Origin of the sequence: Alteraurantiacibacter palmitatis (assembly GCF_037154115.1) — a bacterium.
In the GTDB taxonomy this organism is placed as follows: Bacteria; Pseudomonadota; Alphaproteobacteria; order Sphingomonadales; family Sphingomonadaceae; genus Alteraurantiacibacter; species Alteraurantiacibacter palmitatis.
In genome coordinates, this window is sequence record NZ_JBANRO010000009.1 from 114,629 (window position 1) to 135,140 (window position 20,512).

At 64.2% G+C, this 20,512-nt stretch carries 19 protein-coding genes and 2 tRNA genes; 12 read left to right on the forward strand and 9 right to left on the reverse strand.

Annotation, left to right across the window (positions count from 1 at the left end):
* Positions 1-12 precede the first annotated feature (12 nt).
* Together accB and accC are read left to right on the forward strand one after the other, a co-directional pair.
* The gene (gene accB, locus WFP44_RS12120; RefSeq protein ID WP_336926817.1) at positions 13-516 is read left to right on the forward strand and encodes an acetyl-CoA carboxylase biotin carboxyl carrier protein; all 504 of its coding nucleotides are present in this window, start codon (positions 13-15) and stop codon (positions 514-516) included.
* Between the two features lie 25 nt (positions 517-541).
* Positions 542-1,906 carry an acetyl-CoA carboxylase biotin carboxylase subunit gene (gene accC / locus WFP44_RS12125; protein ID WP_336926818.1) on the forward strand — a complete coding sequence of 455 codons (1,365 nt, stop codon included), beginning with the start codon at positions 542-544 and terminating at the stop codon, positions 1,904-1,906.
* 202 nt (positions 1,907-2,108) lie between these two features.
* Here accC and WFP44_RS12130 read toward each other — a convergent pair whose 3' ends face one another.
* The 3 genes from WFP44_RS12130 to WFP44_RS12140 all read right to left on the reverse strand — a co-directional run bounded on the left by WFP44_RS12130 (position 2,109) and on the right by WFP44_RS12140 (position 3,768).
* Positions 2,109-2,858: a hypothetical protein gene (locus WFP44_RS12130; protein ID WP_336926819.1), complete on the reverse strand. Its 750-nt coding sequence runs from the start codon at positions 2,856-2,858 to the stop codon at positions 2,109-2,111.
* The gene (locus tag WFP44_RS12135) at positions 2,851-3,207 is read right to left on the reverse strand and encodes a DUF6152 family protein (protein WP_336926820.1); all 357 of its coding nucleotides are present in this window, start codon (positions 3,205-3,207) and stop codon (positions 2,851-2,853) included. Before WFP44_RS12135 ends, WFP44_RS12130 begins: the two co-directional genes overlap by 8 nt.
* 96 nt (positions 3,208-3,303) lie before the next feature.
* Positions 3,304-3,768: an Lrp/AsnC family transcriptional regulator gene (locus WFP44_RS12140; protein ID WP_336926821.1), complete on the reverse strand. Its 465-nt coding sequence runs from the start codon at positions 3,766-3,768 to the stop codon at positions 3,304-3,306.
* Between the two features lie 217 nt (positions 3,769-3,985).
* On the opposite strand from WFP44_RS12140, the gene WFP44_RS12145 reads away from it, so the two are divergent.
* From WFP44_RS12145 to WFP44_RS12160, 4 genes are all read left to right on the forward strand, one after another.
* Entirely contained in the window at positions 3,986-5,821 is a 1,836-nt protein-coding gene (locus WFP44_RS12145) for a histidine kinase dimerization/phospho-acceptor domain-containing protein (RefSeq protein ID WP_336926822.1), read from the forward strand.
* 36 nt (positions 5,822-5,857) lie between these two features.
* Entirely contained in the window at positions 5,858-6,856 is a 999-nt protein-coding gene (locus tag WFP44_RS12150; protein WP_336926823.1) for a polysaccharide deacetylase family protein, read from the forward strand.
* A 71-nt stretch (positions 6,857-6,927) separates the two neighbouring features.
* A tRNA-Ile gene (locus tag WFP44_RS12155) sits at positions 6,928-7,003 on the forward strand.
* Positions 7,004-7,070: 67 nt separating this feature from the next.
* A tRNA-Pro gene (locus tag WFP44_RS12160) sits at positions 7,071-7,147 on the forward strand.
* A gap of 84 nt (positions 7,148-7,231) precedes the next feature.
* On the opposite strand, the gene WFP44_RS12165 is transcribed toward WFP44_RS12160, so the two are convergent.
* Positions 7,232-8,065 carry an outer membrane protein gene (locus tag WFP44_RS12165; RefSeq protein WP_336926824.1) on the reverse strand — a complete coding sequence of 278 codons (834 nt, stop codon included), beginning with the start codon at positions 8,063-8,065 and terminating at the stop codon, positions 7,232-7,234.
* A 231-nt stretch (positions 8,066-8,296) separates the two neighbouring features.
* On the opposite strand from WFP44_RS12165, the gene ettA reads away from it, so the two are divergent.
* Positions 8,297-9,970: an energy-dependent translational throttle protein EttA gene (ettA, locus tag WFP44_RS12170; protein WP_336926825.1), complete on the forward strand. Its 1,674-nt coding sequence runs from the start codon at positions 8,297-8,299 to the stop codon at positions 9,968-9,970.
* A 434-nt stretch (positions 9,971-10,404) separates the two neighbouring features.
* Here ettA and WFP44_RS12175 read toward each other — a convergent pair whose 3' ends face one another.
* Genes WFP44_RS12175 through WFP44_RS12185 form a run of 3 tightly spaced genes read right to left on the reverse strand, consistent with a single transcriptional unit; the run spans position 10,405 to position 11,649 of the window.
* A complete protein-coding gene (locus tag WFP44_RS12175; protein WP_336926826.1) occupies positions 10,405-10,704 on the reverse strand; it encodes a HigA family addiction module antitoxin in 300 nt (99 codons plus the stop codon).
* Positions 10,704-10,985, reverse strand: coding sequence for a type II toxin-antitoxin system RelE/ParE family toxin (locus WFP44_RS12180; RefSeq protein ID WP_336926827.1), 282 nt, complete (start codon positions 10,983-10,985; stop codon positions 10,704-10,706). The genes WFP44_RS12175 and WFP44_RS12180 overlap by 1 nt, the downstream gene beginning before the upstream one ends.
* Before the next feature lie 49 nt (positions 10,986-11,034).
* Positions 11,035-11,649 (reverse strand): pyridoxamine 5'-phosphate oxidase family protein, encoded by a 615-nt coding sequence (locus tag WFP44_RS12185; protein WP_336926828.1) that lies wholly within the window; start codon positions 11,647-11,649, stop codon positions 11,035-11,037.
* A 146-nt stretch (positions 11,650-11,795) separates the two neighbouring features.
* Between WFP44_RS12185 and WFP44_RS12190 the strand changes: the two genes are divergently transcribed.
* Together WFP44_RS12190 and WFP44_RS12195 are read left to right on the forward strand one after the other, a co-directional pair.
* Positions 11,796-12,833 carry an RcnB family protein gene (locus tag WFP44_RS12190; RefSeq protein ID WP_336926829.1) on the forward strand — a complete coding sequence of 346 codons (1,038 nt, stop codon included), beginning with the start codon at positions 11,796-11,798 and terminating at the stop codon, positions 12,831-12,833.
* 120 nt (positions 12,834-12,953) lie between these two features.
* Positions 12,954-13,631, forward strand: a complete 678-nt coding sequence (locus WFP44_RS12195) for a prolyl hydroxylase family protein (RefSeq protein ID WP_336926830.1) — start codon at positions 12,954-12,956, stop codon at positions 13,629-13,631.
* A gap of 24 nt (positions 13,632-13,655) precedes the next feature.
* Here the strand turns inward: WFP44_RS12195 and WFP44_RS12200 are convergent, their stop codons facing one another.
* Together WFP44_RS12200 and WFP44_RS12205 are read right to left on the reverse strand one after the other, a co-directional pair.
* Positions 13,656-14,954 carry an NRAMP family divalent metal transporter gene (locus WFP44_RS12200; RefSeq protein ID WP_336926831.1) on the reverse strand — a complete coding sequence of 433 codons (1,299 nt, stop codon included), beginning with the start codon at positions 14,952-14,954 and terminating at the stop codon, positions 13,656-13,658.
* Between the two features lies 1 nt (position 14,955).
* On the reverse strand, positions 14,956-16,566 hold the full coding sequence (locus tag WFP44_RS12205; protein ID WP_336926832.1) for a lysine--tRNA ligase: 1,611 nt from the start codon (positions 16,564-16,566) through the stop codon (positions 14,956-14,958).
* 144 nt (positions 16,567-16,710) lie between these two features.
* On the opposite strand from WFP44_RS12205, the gene WFP44_RS12210 reads away from it, so the two are divergent.
* The 3 genes from WFP44_RS12210 to WFP44_RS12220 are packed head-to-tail and all read left to right on the forward strand — an operon-like array spanning position 16,711 to position 20,460.
* Positions 16,711-18,432, forward strand: a complete 1,722-nt coding sequence (locus WFP44_RS12210) for a MoaF N-terminal domain-containing protein (protein WP_336926833.1) — start codon at positions 16,711-16,713, stop codon at positions 18,430-18,432.
* Positions 18,429-18,917, forward strand: coding sequence for a hypothetical protein (locus WFP44_RS12215; protein WP_336926834.1), 489 nt, complete (start codon positions 18,429-18,431; stop codon positions 18,915-18,917). Before WFP44_RS12210 ends, WFP44_RS12215 begins: the two co-directional genes overlap by 4 nt.
* A gap of 25 nt (positions 18,918-18,942) precedes the next feature.
* Positions 18,943-20,460 (forward strand): tannase/feruloyl esterase family alpha/beta hydrolase, encoded by a 1,518-nt coding sequence (locus WFP44_RS12220; RefSeq protein WP_336926835.1) that lies wholly within the window; start codon positions 18,943-18,945, stop codon positions 20,458-20,460.
* The last annotated feature ends 52 nt before the right edge of the window (positions 20,461-20,512 follow it).

Consider the following 20,512-nt stretch of genomic DNA (forward strand, 5'->3'; position numbering starts at 1 on the left):
CAAGAGGTTCGCATGGCCGAGAACAGGGGCTCCACCGCGCGCAAGGGCGCGATGAACATTGACGCTGCACTGGTGCGCGAGCTGGCGGATATGCTGGCCGAAACCGGTCTCACCGAAATCGAGGTGGAGGACGGCGACCGCAAGATCCGCGTGTCGCGCGGGGGCACAATTGCCGCCGCTGCCCCGGTGGCCGTGGCTGCCCCGGCTGCTGCCGCCGCACCCGCACCCGCCGCCGCCGCACCTGCTCCTGCCGCCGCGCCCGCCCCCGCTGCCCCGGATATGTCCAAGGCAGTCAAGTCTCCCATGGTCGGCACCGCCTATCTCACCCCCGAACCCGGCGCACCTGCCTTTGTTGCAGTGGGCGACACGGTGAAGGCCGGGGCCACCCTGCTGATTGTCGAGGCAATGAAGGTGATGAACCCGATCACCGCCCCGCGCGACGGCACCATTACCGATGTGCTGATCGAAAACGGCCAGCCGGTCGAATACGACCAGCCGCTGATCGTGATCGCCTGAGGCCGCGACGGGAGAGGGAACAGCCATGGGTATCAGCCGCATCCTGATCGCCAATCGCGGCGAAATCGCCCTGCGCATCCACCGCGCGGCGCATGAAATGGGGATAGAGACGGTGGCGGTCCATTCCACCGCCGATGCCGATGCCATGCACGTGCGGCTGGCCGACCATGCCGTGTGCATCGGCCCGCCCTCTGCCACCGACAGCTATCTCAACACCGCCGCGATCATTTCCGCCGCCGAGATTACCGGCGCGGACGCGATCCACCCCGGTTACGGCTTCCTGTCGGAAAACGCGCAATTTGCCGAAATCGTCGAAGCGCACGGCATCACCTGGATCGGGCCGAAGCCCGAACATATCCGCACCATGGGCGACAAGGTGGAAGCCAAGCGCACCGCGGGCGCGCTGGGCCTGCCGCTGGTGCCGGGGTCTGACGGCGCGGTGTCCGACTTTGACGAGATGCGCCGCGTGGCCGCCGAAATCGGCTATCCGGTGCTGGCCAAGGCGGCCGCAGGCGGCGGCGGGCGCGGGATGAAGGTGATCCCCAGCGAAGGCGAACTGGAAGCGCTGGTCAAGCAGGCGATGTCCGAAGCCAAGGCCGCCTTTGGCGATGACCGGATGTATCTGGAAAAATACCTCGGCAATCCGCGCCATATCGAATTCCAGATCTTTGGCGACGGCAATGGCAACGCCATCCATCTGGGTGAACGCGATTGCTCGCTGCAACGCCGCCACCAGAAGGTGCTGGAAGAAGCGCCCAGTCCTGTCATCACCCCCGAAGAGCGCGACCGGATGGGCGGCATCGTGGCAAAGGCCATGGCCGATATGGGCTATCGCGGGGCGGGCACGATCGAATTTCTGTGGGAAGACGGGCATTTCTACTTCATCGAAATGAACACCCGCCTGCAGGTGGAACACCCCGTTACCGAAGCGATTACCGGCGTCGATCTGGTGCGCGAACAGATCCGCATTGCCGAAGGCAAGCCGCTTTCCGTGACGCAGGACGAGCTGCGCTTTACCGGCCACGCCATCGAATGCCGCATCAACGCCGAAGACCCGTTCAACTTCACCCCCAGCCCCGGCAAGATCACCGCCTACCACCCGGCGGGCGGGATGCACGTGCGCGTGGATAGCGGGCTGTATGCGGGCTATTCGATCCCCCCCTATTACGACAGCATGATTGCCAAGCTGATCGTTTATGGCCGCACGCGCGAAGGCTGCATCATGCGCCTGAAGCGCGCGCTGGAAGAAATGGTGGTCGAAGGAGTCAAGACCTCGATCCCCTTGCACGCCGAACTGATCCGGCAGCCCGATATCCTGAGCGGGGATTATTCGATCAAGTGGCTGGAGGAATATCTGGCCAAGCGGAGCGCGGAAGGCAGCGCCGAATAAGGCGGCCTGCCGCGCGGACTGTCCTACAGCCGCGCCCGGCGGTTAGGCCGGGCGTGGCTCTTTCCCAATGTCAGTCCCGGCGGTGAAGTTGGCGCGCCAGCTGTCAACTTCGCCAAAGGCGTAAAAATGTCGTGATTGCAGCAGGTTAAGGCGCAATCCTGCCATCGTCACGATGTCAATTTCGTCACTTTCGCAAGGCAGCTTATTCCCCGTCCACCTGCGCATATTCCAGCGCAAAGCTGGGGTCGCATTCGTAGGGGTAGACATACTGCCCCGGCCGCGCGGTCCAGGTGAGGTAGCGCGCGCCGTCGGTTTCCAGCACGGCACGGTCGCGGAACCATTGCGTTGCGTGCAGCCGCGTGCCGTCTTCCGATTTGCGGTAACGTTCGACCATCACGATGCCGTCGGTATGGTCGAGGCCGTTATTGGTGATCGTGCTGGCGGCGATGCGGCTGGTCTCGATCACCAGGTCCTCGCCCTCCCAATGGCCCACCGAATAGCCGACCTTGGACAGCGGGACATTTTCCGGCACCGCCCGCCCATCCATATGGATCAGCCGCACCTGATCGAAATATTCGTATTTGAACACGATCAGCGTCGGCGTCTGGTGCACCTCGAACGGGAATGGCCCCTGCACGCCATAGACGATGCTGGGCGGCAGGCAGACGCGGTCAATCGCCATGTCCTGTTCGGCATTCCATGTTTCAGCGTGCGCGGCGGCGTCGGGCGTCAGCACCAACCCGCCAAATTCGCCGCGCGGAAACTCGGCCGCGCCCGCATCCTCGATCAGGACGGCGTCGGCAGGCAGTTTTGCCAGCAGATCAGGCATCCGGATCGAGGTATCGGTGACGAAGTCCGGCCCCCAGAAGCCTGAGAGATCGGGCACGGCATCCTGCGCGGCCACCGGCATGGCCAGCACCAGCGCAGCGGCAGAAAGGGCAACCTTAATCATCGTTCGTGCTGAACGGCGCCGCGCCAATCGCGCGCCCGTCTGCCCCCGTGGCGCTGCGCAGGCGCATATAGTTGCGCCCGTCGCGGCTGGGCCAGCCGTCGATCACCACGCGGTCACCGGCTTTCAGGCTGTCGCGCGTCCAGCCGCGGCGTTGCAGCACGACGGGCGCGTTGGTTTCCACCCGCCATTCCTGCGCGCGCCCGTCTTCTCCGCGCACATTCAGCACGATGGTCGCGTGCGGATTGGTAAAGCGGAACGAGGCCACCGTGCCTTCGATACGGATCTGGCGCGTCTCGTCGAAGAACACGGCAAAGGAATGATGCGCGGCTGCCGCAAAGGGCGCGGCCAATGCCGCAACCGTTAACGCAAGCCCGATGGCTCTGACTCTCACCCGACCTCTCCCAATTCGTTACGGGCGGTAACTATCAGGGCAGCGGCGGGCGCGTCAATCCAGCGGCACGCCCGGTTCGTGCTTGGCCGTGCGGATCGTAAGGCTGGTCTTGACGCTGGCGACATTGGGCGCGGGCGTCAGGTGGCTGGTGAGGAATTCCTGAAAGCTTTGCAGATCATGCGCCACGATTTTCAGGATGAAGTCGATCTCGCCATTCAACATATGGCATTCGCGCACCTGCGGCAGCGATCTGATGTGGTTTTCAAACGCGCGCAGATCCTCCTCCGCCTGGCTGCGCAGCGAGACCATGGCGAAAACGGTGATGGCAAAGCCCAGTTTGGAAGGATCAAGATCAGCGTGATAGCCGCGGATCACGCCTGCTTCTTCCAGCGCGCGCACACGGCGCAGGCAGGGCGGCGCGGTCAGATCCACGCGGCTGGCCAGTTCCACATTGGTGACGCGCCCCTCCGCCTGCAATACAGCGAGGATCTTCCGGTCAATCGCGTCCATTGTCGGCATGGGGTTTTCCTGTATCGAATCGGTGCAATCAGGCCTTGGCGCGACATGATAGGCGCGCAATCGGTCCGATTGTGGAAACATTATTGTGTATGGCCGCAATTGTCCCGCTTTGCAACGCAGGTCGAAGCGGTCATGCGCCTTAACCTTCTGCCGTCTATGGCAAGACTGCGGGCAATCACGCCCGCGCCCAAACCGGATTCGCGCGCCACGCTGTCTTATGTCCATGCAGGTTGATGATCGCCTTGCCACGGTGCTGCGTGCCTCCCCTTCGGGAGACAGGGCCACGCGCACCCAATATCGGCAGCTGATCGATCTTCTGGGCAGCCGCCCTGCCGCGCAGGGCGATATGTCACCCGCCCAATACCGCAGCCTTGCCGCACGGGTGGAACTGGTTCCTGCCGATGAATGGCAACGGCGCGTAATCGAACCGGCGCTGGCGGGGCAGAATCTGCAATTGCTGGTCTATCTCGGCTGGCGGCGGCTGGACGAACTCGCGCGGCTGATCCCCGATGTGGAACGTGCCCGGATCCTGCGCGAACCGGGCCAGCGCCTGCGCAACCGGCACCTTGCGGCGCATCTGGCGGCAGGCGATCCGCGCAGCGCCGCTGCCGCAATGGCCATGGCGCAGCTGGACGAGGCCGAATGGCTTGATCTGGTGCCGCGCCTGCCGGTGATGGCGCGCGGCTTCTTGCGGCACCGGCGCGATCTGCCGCCATCGGTCGCTCGCTTGCTGGGGTCGCTCGGCGTCACCGACATGACGCTGCCCGCACCCGATGGCGAGCGGGCGCTGCACGAAACCTTGCCCCCCTCCCCGCAGCCCGCCGCCTTTCCATCCGGCGAACGCGACGGCATCCGCGCGCTGCTGCACCGGATCGAGGCCTTTCGTGAAGGCCGCCTGCGCAGCGCCGAGGAAAGCCGTCTGCCCCTGGGCGATCTGGAAGGCGAGGAAGGCGGGCCAGCTTCCGCATCCGACACCCCCGTGATCGACCGCTTCGATTTCCAGACGGGTGCCGACGGAAGGATTGCCTCGGCCGATGCCGACATCGCCCCGCTGCTGGTGGGGATGCTGCTGGGCCGCCAGGGGCCGGGCGTGCTGGCCGCGCTCGATAAACGCGCTGCCGTTGCTTTCGACCAGCGCCAGCCGCTGCGCGCTGCGCGACTGGAAATCAACGCCGCCAGCGCGGTTACCGGCACATGGCGAATCGATGCGGAGCCTGAGTTTGCGCCGGTCACGGGCCATTTCGCCGGCTATCGCGGGCGCGCACGGCGCTGGCAGGAACCGCAGCCGCTTGCCGCGGCGCCGGATGCGGAGGCAGACCTGCCCCCCGACAGCGGCGAAGACCGCATCCGCCAGACGCTGCACGAATTGCGCACGCCGGTAAACGCCATTCAGGGTTTTGCCGAGGTCATCCAGCAGCAGGTGTTCGGCCCCGCACCCAACGCCTATCGCGCACTGGCCGCCGGAATCGCGGTGGACGCGGCCAAGCTGCTCGCCGCGTTCGAGGAAGTCGATCGGCTCGCTCGCCTTGAATCGGGGACGCTGGCGCTGGCGCAGGGCGATGCCGATCTGCACGAAGCGGTGGCCGAAACGCTGCGGCGGCTGGAAGGGGTGCTGCGCCCGCGCGGCGCGGCCATTGCCCTTTATGCAGCGGGTGACGCTTTCCCAACCCCGCTGGCGCGCGAGGAATTGCTGCTGCTGGTGTGGCGCATATTGGCAACGCTGGCGGGCGCTGTGGCGCCGGGCGAGCATCTGCACGCGCAGCTGGGGCCAGCAACGCAGGCCTCCTCGCCCGCCATGATGCTCAGCTGCAATCTGCCCCGCCTCATCGCCGCGCAGGACGATCCCTTTGCCCCGATGCGAAAGGACAAGGGCCAATTGCTCAGCGCCACGATGTTCGGCAGCGGATTCGCGCTCCGCCTTGCCAGAGCAGAAGCCGAAGCGGCGGGCGGTTCCCTGGAAATTTGCGCGGATAATCTGGCGTTAACCCTGCCCCTATTGACCGCATCGGAGCAGGCCCATAGCACCGCCGACAGGGGTGAAGACGCGGCCTGATCCTGCCTCAGCGCGCGCGAACAAGGGGAATGGACCTTGCGCAGTCTGGTCGAACGACCGCCAAGCCGTGCGCGTGCCCGCTTTCGGGACGGGTTCGGCACGCGCTTCGTGCTCACCATCGATACCGAGGAGGAGTTTGACTGGGACCAGCCGTTGGGCCGCGACACCTATGGCCTTGATCATATGCCGCGCCTCGCCAAGTTCCAGCAATTCTGCGAAAACAACGGCGTGCCGCCTGTCTGGCTGATCGACTGGCCGGTCGCCAACTCGCCGCGTGCGGCCGAAATCCTCAAGCCCGCTCTGGCGGCCGGGCTGGCCGAAGTGGGCGTGCAATTGCACCCCTGGGTCAACCCGCCCTTTGCCGAGGATCTGACGCAGGCCAACAGCTATTCGGGCAATCTGCCCGCCGATCTGGAGGAGGCGAAGTTCACCGCCCTGCGCGATGCCATCGAGCGCAATTTTGGCGTGGCTCCGCTCAGCTACCGCGCCGGGCGTTACGGCGTGGGGCCGGCAAGCGCGGCAATGCTGGCGCGCCATGGCATCGCCATCGATACCTCGGTGCGCCCGTTGTTCGATTATTCCAGCACGGGCGGCCCGGATTTTCGCGGCTTCCCGCTGCACCCCTATTGGCTGGATGACGAGCGCTCGCTGCTCGAACTTCCCCTCACCACGATCTACTGGGGGCTTCTGCGGCGGCAGGGGGACGCGATCTTCCCCCGGCTGTGGCGCCTGCCGCAATTGCGCGGCGTGCTGGCGCGGCTGGGCCTGCTCGAACGCATACCGCTGACGCCCGAAGGGATCAGCGCCGAAGAAGCGATCCGCGGCATCGACATTGCGCTGGATGACGGGTTGCCGCTGCTGGTCTTTTCCTTCCACTCTCCCTCGCTTCGCCCCGGCCACACGCCCTATGTGCGCAGCGAAAGCGATCTCGACCGGCTGTATGACTGGTGGCGCACGGTGTTTGCCTATCTCGATCGGCGCGGCGTAGCGCCCGCATCGCTGCGCGATGTGATGGCGCAGGTTGTGCGGGACTAACTTGCCACTTGCCCGATTGGCGGCTAGTCCACGCCGCGCGGACCGGGGGCAAGCCTTCCGGACATGGTGCCGGGCCTGTAGCTCAGCGGTTAGAGCTGGCCGCTCATAACGGCTAGGTCGCGGGTTCGAATCCTGCCGGGCCCACCACCGCCGCACATCGGGCGCCATCCACCCAGGTAACGGGATGGCGCACGGCAAGGCGAATATCCCGTGTCGGGGAGTAGCGCAGCCTGGTAGCGCATCTGCTTTGGGAGCAGAGGGTCGCAGGTTCGAATCCTGTCTCCCCGACCATTTTGCAAAATGCTCGACTAAACGGGCCGCCCCCTTACTCAGCAGGAAGCGGCCCGTATGCCGTCATCTGTTGGGCAGCCCCTGTCAGAAGCGCAGCGAGCCTGTCACCCGGAAGCCCTGCGTCCGCAGATTGGTGCTGCTGGGCCGCAGATCGGTGCCTTCGGGATTGTCGAGCAGGAAGGGGTTGGTCGGCCCAGCCGTGCCCGGCCCCACTTCGACCAGATAGTTCCGGTCGCGGTAGGACGAACGCAGATATTCCGCGCCCAGTGTAAAGCCCGGCGAAAGGGCAAATTCCACGCCCCCGCCATATTGCCAGCCGCGCCGCAGCTTGTCGTCATTCACCTCGGTGAAGCTGTTGGCGGTGTTGGTGGTGGCAAAGCTGTGGTCGATCCTGGCCCAGGATACGCCGCCCGTACCATAGACCAACACGCTTTCCTCCAGCACAAGCCCGGCTCTGGCGCGCGCGCTCAGGGCGTAATCCATCTCGCGCGAGACAGTGTAGCTGGCCGGCGTGGTGGAAAAGCCCGTGGTGCTGTCGGTCACTTCGCTGCGGCTGATTTCGGCAATGCCGCCGACGAGGAACGGGCCTCCGCCGAGGCGCATATCGTAACCCAGGCGTGCGCCATATTCGGCCCCGCGCCCTTCCCTGAGGCAAGGCCGCGTTGCCCCATCCACTCCGCTGTTGCAGAAACCGGGTCCGAAGGCGTTCTCGTCCGTCGCTGTGCGCACGGTGTCGTCGAACGCGCCATCGCGGTCGGTGTCGAAAACGAGGCTGTCCGCAGCGCGATCGCGCACGGCATTCAAGCCGCCGAAAACGGACACATAGGGGCCCTGAAAGGCATCCTGTGCAGCAGCGGGAGAGGCAGTGGCAGTGCCCGCCAGGGCTGCGCCTGCAATAAGAAGATATTTGGCGGTCATGGTAACCTTTCAATCAATCAAACGCGTTTCCCGTCCGCCATTCCAACCAGCCAGAAGCGCCGCTGTTCCCCGAATTGTCAGGCAGATCACATCGCCCCGGCGCAAATCAGGCCAGTTGGAGCCATGCATTTTCGTTTGGAGCACGCGTGCCAACAGGCTTGCCGCCTTGCGCCTTAACCCCTATCTGCGCGGGCAAATCACCCACACACCAGCTTTCCCGAAGGACGACGCATGGCCGCCCAATACGCCTATGTCATGAAGGACATGACCAAGACTTTCCCCGGTGCGCAAAAGCCGGTGCTGTCGAACATCAACCTGCAATTCTATCAGGGCGCCAAGATCGGCATTGTCGGCCCCAACGGCGCGGGCAAGTCCACGCTGATGAAGATCATGGCCGGGGTGGACAAGGATTTCACCGGCGAAGCATGGCCGGGCGAGAACATCACCGTCGGCTATCTGGAGCAGGAACCGGAACTCGACCCGAACAAGACCGTGCTCGAAAACGTCAAGGACGGCGCGCGCCACATTGCCGACATGGTCGAACGGTTTAACGCCATCGGCATGGAAATGGGCGAGGAGGACGCCGATTTCGAAGCCTTGGGCGCGGAAATGAGCGAGCTGCAGGACAAGATCGACGCCGTCGATGGCTGGACGCTCGACAACCAGCTCGAAGTCGCGATGGAAGCGCTGCGCTGCCCGCCGGGCGACATGGGCGTGGAAAGCCTGTCGGGCGGGGAAAAGCGCCGCGTGGCGCTCACCCGCCTGCTGATCCAGAAGCCTTCCATCCTGCTGCTGGACGAACCCACCAACCACCTCGATGCCGAAAGCGTGCAGTGGCTGGAAAACCACCTCAAGGACTATGCCGGCGCCGTGCTGATGATCACGCACGATCGCTATTTCCTCGACAATGTGGTGGGCTGGATCCTCGAACTCGATCGCGGTTCCTACTACCCCTACGAAGGCAATTATTCGACCTATCTGGAGAAGAAGGCCAAGCGTCTGGAGCAGGAAAGCCGCGAGGAAAGCGGCAAGCAGAAGGCGCTGCAACGCGAACTGGAATGGATCCGGCAGACCCCCGCCGCGCGCCAGACCAAGAGCAAGGCGCGTATCCGCAAGTTCGAGGAATTGCAGAACGCGCAGGAAAACCGCAGCGTGGGCAAGGCGCAGATCGTCATCCAGGTGCCCGAGCGCCTCGGCGGCAAGGTGATCGAGGCGAAGAACATCTCGAAGGCTTACGGCGACAAGCTGCTGTTCGAGAACCTGTCTTTCACCCTGCCGCCGGGCGGCATTGTCGGCGTGATCGGGCCGAACGGCGCGGGCAAATCGACGCTGTTCAAGATCATCACCGGCAAGGAACAGCCCGACAGCGGGACAATCGAAATCGGCTCCACCGTCCATCTGGGCTATGTCGACCAGAGCCGCGACCATCTGAACCCGGCCAACAATGTGTGGCAGGAAATCAGCGACGGTCTCGATTACATGAAGGTCAACGGCCAGGATGTCTCCACCCGTGCCTATGTCGGCGCGTTCAATTTCAAGGGGCAGGACCAGCAGAAGAATGTCGGCAAGCTGTCCGGCGGTGAACGCAACCGCGTGCACATGGCCAAGATGCTGAAGCAGGGCGGCAATGTGCTGCTGCTGGACGAACCGACCAACGACCTTGACGTCGAAACGCTGGGCGCGCTGGAAGACGCGATCGAGAATTTCGCAGGCTGCGCCGTGGTCATCAGCCACGACCGCTTCTTCCTCGATCGCCTCGCCACGCACATTCTGGCGTTCGAAGGCGACAGCCATGTCGAATGGTTCGAAGGCAACTTCGCGGCGTACGAAGAAGACAAGCGCCGCCGTCTGGGCGATGCGGCGGACCGGCCTACGCGGTTGGCGTATAAGAAGCTGACTAGGTAGCGAAAGAACGATCAATGCCTGAGCGAGCGAACGACTAGCCTGACCGTACGCGGTATTTCGTCAATCGCTGGACAAGGTCTCGCAATGCAACTGCAGCGGCAGCCAATTCGCCTGATGAAAGTGAAGTCCCGCTTTCTGTCAGGCGATTTGCGAGACGAACAATTGTCCGGTCGGTCGTGTATCCTGCGGAAAGCTCGATCAATATTTCCGCAACGCGCTTGTATCCAAGGTCGGTTATAGATTCGACAGTTTCGAATGTCGGATCGAGGATGATTGACCTCCCTAACGGAGTTTGGGCAGCAGCTCGTTCATACGCATAACGGGATTGTATCTTCGCAACCTTCGCTCGACCGCCTCCCCCTGTGCCTCCAGTTCCGCGACTTGCCTTCTTGTACATTACAAGCGCCCCTCCGCATGCAGTGCATGCCCCGTTACTATGCCGCCTCCAACCGCTTCACATCCGGCTCTAGCCCCTTCAGCTTCAACTGCGCCAGATCATAGGCCACCTGCATCCGCAGCAGCGTTTCTGCCTTGATCCCGAAGGCCTTTTCGAACCGCAAGGCCATCATCGCGCTGAGCGCGGCGCGGCCATTTAAAAGCGCGCTCATATTCTGGCGGCTGACGCCCAAATGCGCGGCGCAGTCGCTGACGCTGAGTCCGTATGCTTCGACAATCTCGTGCATCAGCCATTCGCCGGGATGGATGCGCAAGGCGGGGTGCATTTCCAGTCCCATCAATGATAATCCTCCAAATCAAGATCGGCGATGGTACGCTCATCAACCTTTGCAAAGGTCAGCCGCCAATTGCGGGTGACAACAATGGCATAGCTGCCCGCCCGGTCACCCGTCAGCGGATGGAATCCGAAATTGGGTGGCTCACGCAATTCGTCAAATTCGTGCGCATCGACAAGAAATTGCAGGATGCGCACAAGCCGAGCTGGCTCGATCACACCCGCAGTCCGGTTTTCAAGGAAAAGCCTGCGCAACGCCTTGTGCCGGATGCTCGCGATTTCCATTGGTTGTCATGTATCGCATGACACTACAGCTGTCAAGTGCCGCTTGACACTAGGGCACCACCCACACGCCCTGCCACCCGGCCCCATCGCGCACAAATTGTGCGCGGCGGTGGCCGTCATGGGCCAGCAGCAGCCAGTCGAAGGCGTCGACTTCCACCATCAGCAGCGCGAAGTTTTCGCGCGCGGGCAGCAATTGCTCCTCACTGGGGCGGATGCCTTCGACTTGGGGTGGCAGGCCGCTGGTGGGCGCGTCGACCGCGCTGCCCGGTGCCGCCACGGCAAGGTAGCAGCGGCGCGCATATTCGCTGGAGGCGGCCCAGGCGGCTTCCACCTGCGCGCCGTCCGTCAGGATTCGTCCCTGCCCCTTGGCGCGGATCTGGATGCGGGCGTCAGGATCGTGGAATAGCAGGCCCACGCGTGCGCCATCCCCAATCTGCGCCACCTTGGCCGAACGCGCATCGGTATGCAGCCGCAGCGTGCCGGCGCGCGCATCCCAGCCGCGCAGCACCATCATGCGCACATCGGCATCGGGCGTGCCCACCACCGGCGTGTGCATGGGGGAACGGCGGTTGGAAGCGGCTTCCGCAAGGCTCTTGCGGATGTCCTCCTCGATCTGGTCCAGCGTTTCGAACATGAACCGCGCTTTCGGCTTGTGCAGGGTCATCGGCAACATGGACCTTCGTTCATGGACGCATTTCAAAAAATGAACAAATGGCTGTCAGCCCGGTTCAGACAGGCGACAGGCCGACTCGCCTAAACGCCTCACTATAAACACCGCTTCCACTCGGCGGGTCGTTTGTGGAGGACGCCATGTACAAATTTTCTTCGCTCTTGAAGTCGAGTGGAATTGCAGCGCTGGCCATTGCCATTGCCGCGCCCGCCATTCCCGCCACAGCCTTTGCGCAGGATCGCCCGCAACGCGGCGAATGGCGCGGGGGTGATCGGGGCAATAGTGAGCGGGCCGCACCGCAGGGCCGCAGCGGTGGTGGCGAACGCCCCGCGCGCAGCGAAAGCCGGGCCCAACCGCAAGCCCAATCTCAGCCGCAGCCGGGCCCCGTGGCACAAGCCCGGCCGGAGCCTCGCCCGCAGCCCGACAATCGCGGCGACCAGCGCGGCAATCAGGGTGGATGGAACGGCGATCGCGGCGGCGACAGGGGGAATGGAGGAAACTGGAACGGCGACCGTGGCCGTGCAGACCGCGGCCAGGCACAGAACACGCCTCCGCCACCGCCCCCCGCAACATCTCCGCAACGTCAGCCCGAACAGGCCCGCACCCCGGCGCGCCAGACCAATCCCTATGTCGTGCAGACCGATGGGCGGCGCCGGATTGATACCGACCGCACGCGTGACCAGAACCGGGATCGTGACCGCGAACGGGATCGTGACCGGGATCGGGACAACGGGAATTGGAACGGCGGCAATTGGAACGGGCGCGACCGCGATTACCGCGACAATGACCGCAACCGCGACTACCGCGACCGGGATCGCAACGGTTCCTATCGCGACGGTTACCGCGATGCGCGGCGCGATTACCACCGGTGGGATCGCCAGCGCTGGCGCAACGACCGGCGCTATGACTGGTACAATTACCGGTACAGCAACCGGAATATCTATCGGCTGGGCGTCTATTACGCGCCTTACCGCAACTACAGCTACCGTCGCCTGAGCGTCGGCCTGTATCTCGACAGCCTGTTCTTCGGCAGCCGCTACTGGATCAACGAACCGTGGCAATATCGCCTGCCCGCCGTCTACGGCCCGTATCGCTGGGTCCGGTATTATGACGATGTGCTGCTGGTGGACACCTATACCGGTGAAGTGGTGGACGTGATCTACGACTTCTTCTGGTAGCGCCCACGATCTGACGGACCGCTGCCGGAAGAGTGGCCGGCACCCGGAGCCCCCGCCCTGTCAAAGGGGCGGGGGTTTTGTGTTGCGCGAATGCCAAGGCTTTGGAAAAAGGACGGGGCCATGACCACTGCCACCAAGCCCGAATTCCTGAAGGATCAGCCCAACCTGCGACGGGTGGGCAAGCAGGTGCGCCAGCGGCTGGCGGATAACCCGCTCGTCTGGAAAGTGCCCACCGACAAGGCGGAGATCTTTGCCGTGGCCGATTTCATGACGGCGGAGGAATGCGCGCGGATGATCACCATGATCGACGAGGTGGCGCGCCCCTCGACCGTGTTCGATCTCAGCTACAAGGATGGCTTTCGCACCTCCTATTCGGGCGATGTCGATCCCTATCACCCCTTTGTGAAAATGCTCGACCGGCGGATCGACGATCTCATGGGCATCGAACCCAGCTTTGGCGAGACGATCCAGGGCCAGCGCTATATGCCGGGGCAGGAATTCAAGCCGCATCACGACTGGTTCCACCCCAACACCAGCTATTGGGAAATCGAAACGTCGCGCGGGGGGCAACGCGCGTGGACGGCGATGGTCTATCTCAACAATGTCGAGGAAGGCGGCAGCACCGATTTCACCGATCTTGGTATGTCGATCGAACCGAAACAGGGCGTGCTCTTGCTGTGGAACAATGCCGATGAGAGCGGGCTGCCCAACCCCGCCACGATCCATGCAGGTCGTCCGGTGGTGCAGGGCGTCAAATACGTCATCACCAAGTGGTATCGCGCCAAAAAATGGCGCTGACACCAACGGCCTGCCGTTCGCCGTCTAAAGCGATGTAACCGCCATCCCCGCCACCGCCAGCGCCATCATCGCGGTTGCCAGCCACCCGGCCCATCTCAGCGGCCCGCGCACGGCAAAACGGCCCATGATATCTGGCCGCACGCAGATCAGCATCATCACCGCCATCACCGGCACCGCCACCACCCCGTTGAGCACAGCCGCCCAATACAGCGCGGCGATGGGCTGGACAGGGGCAAAGGTAATGGCAATGCCCACGACGGTCGCCACCAGGATCGTGCCGTAAAACGCCTTCGCCGCCGCCGGCTTGCGCGATAGGCCCACGGGCCAGCCAAAGGCCTCGCCCAGCGCATAGGCGGCAGATCCCGCCAGCACGGGCACCGCCAGCAGACCCGTGCCCACAATGCCCAGCGCAAAGATCAGCGATGCCAGCTCTCCCGCCAGCGGCCGCAGCGCTTCAGCGGCATCGGCCGATGTCTGGATATTGGTGATGCCCGCCGGATTGAGCGTGGCGGCAGCGGTGAAGATGATGGCGAGCGCTACAAGATTGGAAAGCCCCATCCCGCCAAGCGTGTCGAACCGGATGCGGGCGATTTCCGCATCTCCCATTTCCGCCGGATCGGCCAAAGCTTCGCCGCCAGCGGACGGGCTGGCTTCTTCGGCTTCCTCGGACGCCTGCCAGAAAAACAGATAGGGGCTGATCGTGGTGCCGAACACGGCGACGATGATGGCGAAATATTCCACATCCCACGAAATCTGCGGCAAGAGCAGATCGCGCAGCGCCGTTGCCCACGGAACCGAAACAATGAACAGCGTGGCGACATAAGCCAGCAAGGCCAGTGTCAGCCATTTGAGAACCTGGATATAGCGGCGAAACGGGATCAGCGTCTGCGCAACCACGCAGAAAGCTGCATAGAGGATCAGATAGGCAAGGCTCGGCCCGCCGAACACCAGCGCAGTCGCATCGGCCATTGCGCCCAGGTCGGCCCCGATATTCACCGTGTTCGCCACCAGCAGCAGCAAGACCGCGACGACAACCAGCCAGCGGGAATAATGCTGGCGCAGATTGGCCGCGATGCCCTGTCCCGTCGTGCGCCCGATCCGCGCGCTGATCATCTGGATCGCCGCCATCAGCGGATAGGTGAACAGCATCGTCCAGCCAATGCCAAAGCCGAATTGTGCGCCCGCCTGGCTGTAGGTGGCAATCCCGCTGGGATCATCGTCCGCCGCGCCGGTTATGAGGCCCGGTCCCATCAGCCGCCCCAGCCGCGCCCGCCATGATGGCGGCTGCGCGGCGGAGCCGTCCTGGTCGATCAGCGGCGGCACATCACCCTGCCAACGCCTCGGCGATCAGGCGGCGGGTGTTGGCGATGCCATACAAGGCGATGAAGCTGCCCATGCGCGGCCCCTGCTCGCTGCCCAGCAGCGTCTCATACAGGGCGCGGAACCAGTCGCGCAGCGATTCAAAGCCATATTCTGGCTTCTTGCCGATTTCGTAGACCTGCGTCTGCAAATCCTCGGCACTGGTATCTTCGGGCACACTTGCCAGCCATGCATCCAATTCGCGCAGGGCCGCCGCCTCGTTAGCCGAAGGCGCGCGGCGCTTCAGCGTGGGGGCCACGAAGTCACGGTTATAGGCGAGCGCCTTTTCCACCAGCCGGTAAAGGTCAGGATGATCGTCCGGGTCGGCATCACCGATGTAATTGCCGAGATAATTCCAGACCTGCGCGTGGGTGGCCCCTGCCCCCAGCACGCCCACCAGATTGAGCAGCAGGCCAAAGCTGACCGGCAGGCTGTCACCTGCCCCATCATCATGGCCCATTGCGTGGAGCAGGTGCCAGGCCGGATTGCCCAGCCGCTTGTCCCATTCCTGCCCCGGAATGGCGGCGCGGAACTGCCAGTATTCGTCCACCGCGCGCGGGATCACGCCCACGTGAAGCTGCTTCGCGCTCTTGGGATTGGCGTAGAGGTAATGGCCCAGGCTCTCCTCGCTGCCATAGGTCAGCCATTCCTCAATGCTGAGGCCATTGCCCTTGGACTTGGAGATTTTCTCGCCATTGGCGTCGAGGAACAGCTCGTAGATCATGCCTTCGGGCTTCTTCCCGCCCAGCACCTCGACAATGCGGCCCGACTGGGTGACGCTGTCGGTAAGATCCTTGCCGCACATTTCGTAATCGACACCCAGCGCATACCAGCGCATGGCCCAGTCGACCTTCCATTGCAGCTTGGCCTGCCCGCCGAAGATGCACTGTTCAACCGTGTCGCCGTGTTCATCGGTGAAACGAACGATCCCGGCCTCGGCATCGACCACGACCACCGGCACTTGCAGCACCACGCCGCTGGTGGGGCTTACCGGCAGGACGGGCGAATAGGTGCGGCGGCGCTCCTCGCGCAAGGTGGGCAGCATGATCGCCATGATTGCATCATACTTGCGCAGAACCTGCCGCAGCGCCTCGTCAAACGCGCCCGAATTGTAGCGGTCGGAGGCCGAAACGAATTCGTAATCGAAGCCGAACTGGTCGAGAAATTCGCGCAGCCGCGCATTGTTGTGGTGGGCAAAGCTTTCATGCGTGCCGAAGGGGTCGGGGATGCGGCTCAACGGCTTGCCCAGATGGCTTGCCAGCATATCCTTGTCGGGCACATTGTCGGGCACCTTGCGCAGGCCGTCCATATCGTCGCTGAACGCGACCAGGCGCGTGGGGGCAGGTGCCCCGCCCTCGCTTGCCACGATTTCGTAGGCGCGCCGCACCAGCGTGGTGCGCAGCACTTCCTGAAAGGTGCCGATATGCGGCAGGCCGCTGGGGCCGTAACCGGTTTCGAACAGGGCAGGCACACCGTTCGGCTTGGCCCCGCCGAAGCGTTTCACCAGTTTCATCGCCTCCTGCATCGGCCAGGCCTTGGACACACGGGCGGCAGAGATCAGCGCTTCATCGAACATGGGCCGGGGCTATTGCGCCAAAGCGGGAAGCTTGCAAGCGCCGCCTGCGCGCGCAAGGTGCAGTTTGCGACATTTTCGCCGGTTGCCTTCCCCCGCATCTGTGGCAGTCTGCGCAGTGGAGAGAACTGGGGGGAGACAAGGAGGATGGCGCGCAAAGCCTATCCCGACATACCGCTGTTTCGGTATGCCTACACGGCGCTGAGCGAGGCAGACGTGGCACAGAAGCTGGCGCCGGCCGCCATGGCGGGGCCGCAAAGCATCGGCGCGCTGGAGGAATTGCCGCCGCAACGCCTCTCCTTCGTGGCGAGCGATGGAACACGCCTTGACTGGCAGTTCAGCGAAGGCCGGCAAGTGGCGCTGCAGGGGGAGCGCGGCAGCGGATATGGCGCGCTGACAGTCGATCACATCACGCTGATTGCGCATCTCGTTCCCGGCACACGGCGCGGCTATGCGCTGGCGTGGGACCGGCACGACAACCGCGCCACGGTGTTCGAACTGTGGTTCGGCGCGCCCGGCCCGGCCCCGCAGCCGCGCGAGGTCAATCGTGCGATCTGGCACGGACATATCGAGGGCGGCACGCCGCCGACAGGCGAACTGCACGCCCCCACCGGAAGGGTGCAGGGCCGCGCGATCATGTGGGCGGAGGATACCGGCAACCGCACGGTCGATTATTACGCCTCCTCCGCCTTCTCGCACTGGGTGGAACTGGACCGCAGTGACGAGGGGCGCGGCTATTCCGGCCCGTCCGATTACATCAAGCTGACCGAGGATCTGTATCTCTACACCCGCACCGAAGCCGAATTTTCGGGACTGTGGCATATGCTGGTGATGGACGCGAACCGGTTGCAATGTGCCGGTCTGCGGCTGGGTTTCGACGGGCTCGACAACCTCGAATATTATATGTTCCGCGGCACGGGTGAATGGCTGGGCCAGATTGCCAATTTCATGAAGTTCGAGGATGTGAGCGGCGATCCGCTCGCCATGCCCGATGGGCCGAAGGGGGCGCGGCGGGTCTATCGCCCGCTCGAAACCATGGACAAGATGACGCCTGCCGAGGTGAACGAAGCAGTCGCCGCCAGCACGCATATATTCGACCGGGCCAGCGCGATGGCGGGGCACGGCCTGCCCCCCACCGCCGCGCTGGCCGGCAAAGCCTTTGCCGTGCATTACGATGGCGGGCCGGTGATCGCATATCGCTTTACCGCGCATGATGAACTGCAATGGCGCGAAGGCGGCGGCGAATGGACAACGGCGCGCTACAACGCGTGGGAGAATATGCCGGGCGTTTTCATCTTCGGGCATTTGCTGGCGGGCAAGCCCGATCATGACGGGCACGTGGTCGTGGCTGATCTGGACAGCGGCAAGGCCACCTGCTTTCGCGGCTATCTCAACACGCCCTACTTCGCCAATGAGGCCGGCGCGCAGACCATGTTCGGAAAGCTGGTAGGCGACGGCATCCCCGACCCCGGCAGCGCGCGGCACGAACGCACAACCGACCTCTTGGGCAGCGCCTTTACCTGGTCCTATTCGCCGGGGCTTACTTCGATGCACGTCTATTCCAGCCCCAATACGGTGAGCTGGGTGATCTTCACCCCGTCGGGCCACGGCGGTGCGCAATGGAGCGGCAGCGGCGATTACGTGAAGATCCGCGACCAGCTCTATTTCGTGCGCTGGCAGGAGGAGGCGTGCAACGGCACGCTGGGCACAATCCTCATCAATATGCGCACCATGCATGATAGCGGCATTGGCTATCATTGCGGCAAGAACGGCCTCAGCATGAGCCCGGTGGGCGCCTATGCCCGGCTTGCGGGGCGCTGGGACGTCGCGAAATATCTGGGCACCAAGCGGGGAGGATACGCGGTATGAGCACCCTGGCGACAAATCGGCGCGATATGCTGAAGCTGGGCGCGCTGGCGGCGGTTCCGCTCGCCGCGCTGGCTCCGGCAGGGGCTCTGGCGGCGCAGGCTGCGGCCAATCCCGCGGCAGAACAGGCGCAGATCGCCGCACTGATGCGCGAGGCGGTGCGCCGCTACAACGCGGGCGGTGTCGCTGCCTGTGCGGGCCTCACAAGCTGCGGCGGCGTCCTCGACCTGCCCGGCGATATCCGCGCCTTGCGCCTTGCCGGAGAGGCCGAGCCTGAGGTCGCGCTTGCCGATGATCAGGTCACCGCGCACTGGTCGCACCCGGCCACAGCGGTGCGCGAATACGCCTTTGACGGCGACAGCACGGCGGAACGCATGGCCCGCTTTCAAGGGAACCCCGCCGTGCAGAGCGAAAGCGCGGTGACACTGGTGGCCGAGATGCGGCGCACGGCGGATAGCTGGACAATCCGCCGCCTCCATCTGGCCTGACAGAACAACGATCCGGGAGAGACATATGAAAAGCCTTGCCGCTGTCAGCCTGACAGCGATTCTTGCCACCGGGGCGCTGGCCGCCTGCACCAGCGAGGGCAGCAATGCCCCCGCAACGCTTGCCGCAACGCCGCAGCAATGCGCCGATTTCGACACAGCCATCCTGGGCGCGCAGGATGCCAGCACGCGCTGGGTGGAAGCGGCGGAGGGTGCGCCAGCCTATTGCGAAATCACCGCCACACTGACCCCTGTGGAAGGTTCCGCCATCGGCGTGGTCTACCGCCTGCCAGCGACATGGAACGGCAAGTTGTTGGGCCTGGGCGGCGGCGGCTGGGCTGGCAATGTGACCATTCAGGCCGCCAGCGACGGCCTCGCCAAAGGCTATGCCACGCTGCAAACCGATGGCGGCAATCCGGGCACCGATGTCTGGGCCAACAGCTGGGTGGTCGAACGGCCCGAAAGCGCGGCCGATTTCAGCCACCGCGCGATCCACGAAATGACCGTGGCGGGCAAGGCGCTGGCTGCCGCCTTCTACGGCCAGCCGCACCGCCGTGCCTATTTCCAGGGCTGTTCCACCGGCGGGCGCATGGCGTTGATGGAAGCGCAGCGTTACCCCACCGATTACGACGCGATTATCGCAGGCGCACCCGTTTACACGCTGCAAGTGCAGACCAGCGCGGTGTTCCGCAATCAGACCTTTGCCGCCAATGGCGGCGCGGCGGGCTTTTCCGAAGGCGATTTGCAACTGGTGCAGGCGGCGGTTCTGGCGCAATGCGATGCAGCGGACGGGTTGGCCGATGGCATCGTGAACGATCCGGCCGCGTGCAGCTGGCAACCGCGTAGCCTGCAATGCACCGGCGCCAAGACCGACCAGTGCCTTTCCGCGCCGCAAGTGACCGCGCTGCAAACCGCTTATGACGGCATACGCGCCTCCGATGGCAGCTGGGCCATGCACCCGATGCGGCGCGGGGGCGAGGCAAGCTGGGGCTTCTTTGTCGGCACCAGCGGCACAGGGGCCGATCCCACGGGCGGAGGCGGCCTCGGCAATCTGTTCCCGCTGTTCTTCGGGCCGGGCAATGCGGTGACATTGGCCAATTTCAACGATGCCAATTACCTGACCGTTCGCTCCAGCCCCTTTGCCGAGATGTATGAGGCGAAGAACCCCGACCTCTCCGCCTTTTTCGGCAATGGCGGGCGGCTGCTGCTGTGGCATGGCGAAAACGATGCCGGCCCCAGCCCGGTGCTCTCGCTCGATTATGCCCAAGCCGTGATGGCGGCCAATCCGGCTGCGGCGAACCAGTTCCGCTATGTCACGCTGCCGGGCGTCGGCCATTGCCGCGGCGGGCCGGGCGCCGATCTGGTGGATTACGTATCGGCCATGGATGATTGGGTGGAAAGCGGCCGCGCACCCGATCGGCTGATCGGCACGAAGCAGGACGGATCGCTCACCCGCCCGCATTGCGCCTGGCCCAATGTCGCGCGCTTTTCCGGGTCGGGCGATGCGAACGATCCGGCAAGCTGGCAATGCGTGGCGCGCAGTTGATCGGCAGGTGAAGGGGCAGCGCTCCACAAGGAAACGCTGCCCCACCTCGCCT

Excerpts from the sequence above, each read along its gene's own strand:
- WFP44_RS12175 (WP_336926826.1), bottom strand. The coding sequence starts at position 10,704 with ATGGGACTGGAAATGCACCCCGCCTTGCGCATCCATCCCGGCGAATGG.
- WFP44_RS12130 (WP_336926819.1), bottom strand. The coding sequence starts at position 2,858 with ATGATTAAGGTTGCCCTTTCTGCCGCTGCGCTGGTGCTGGCCATGCCG.
- accB (WP_336926817.1), top strand. The coding sequence starts at position 13 with ATGGCCGAGAACAGGGGCTCCACCGCGCGCAAGGGCGCGATGAACATT.
- WFP44_RS12180 (WP_336926827.1), bottom strand. The coding sequence starts at position 10,985 with ATGGAAATCGCGAGCATCCGGCACAAGGCGTTGCGCAGGCTTTTCCTT.
- WFP44_RS12145 (WP_336926822.1), top strand. The coding sequence starts at position 3,986 with ATGTCCATGCAGGTTGATGATCGCCTTGCCACGGTGCTGCGTGCCTCC.
- WFP44_RS12205 (WP_336926832.1), bottom strand. The coding sequence starts at position 16,566 with ATGTTCGATGAAGCGCTGATCTCTGCCGCCCGTGTGTCCAAGGCCTGG.
- WFP44_RS12210 (WP_336926833.1), top strand. The coding sequence starts at position 16,711 with ATGGCGCGCAAAGCCTATCCCGACATACCGCTGTTTCGGTATGCCTAC.
- ettA (WP_336926825.1), top strand. The coding sequence starts at position 8,297 with ATGGCCGCCCAATACGCCTATGTCATGAAGGACATGACCAAGACTTTC.
- WFP44_RS12190 (WP_336926829.1), top strand. The coding sequence starts at position 11,796 with ATGTACAAATTTTCTTCGCTCTTGAAGTCGAGTGGAATTGCAGCGCTG.
- WFP44_RS12195 (WP_336926830.1), top strand. The coding sequence starts at position 12,954 with ATGACCACTGCCACCAAGCCCGAATTCCTGAAGGATCAGCCCAACCTG.
- WFP44_RS12165 (WP_336926824.1), bottom strand. The coding sequence starts at position 8,065 with ATGACCGCCAAATATCTTCTTATTGCAGGCGCAGCCCTGGCGGGCACT.
- WFP44_RS12215 (WP_336926834.1), top strand. The coding sequence starts at position 18,429 with ATGAGCACCCTGGCGACAAATCGGCGCGATATGCTGAAGCTGGGCGCG.
- WFP44_RS12185 (WP_336926828.1), bottom strand. The coding sequence starts at position 11,649 with ATGACCCTGCACAAGCCGAAAGCGCGGTTCATGTTCGAAACGCTGGAC.
- WFP44_RS12220 (WP_336926835.1), top strand. The coding sequence starts at position 18,943 with ATGAAAAGCCTTGCCGCTGTCAGCCTGACAGCGATTCTTGCCACCGGG.
- WFP44_RS12140 (WP_336926821.1), bottom strand. The coding sequence starts at position 3,768 with ATGCCGACAATGGACGCGATTGACCGGAAGATCCTCGCTGTATTGCAG.
- accC (WP_336926818.1), top strand. The coding sequence starts at position 542 with ATGGGTATCAGCCGCATCCTGATCGCCAATCGCGGCGAAATCGCCCTG.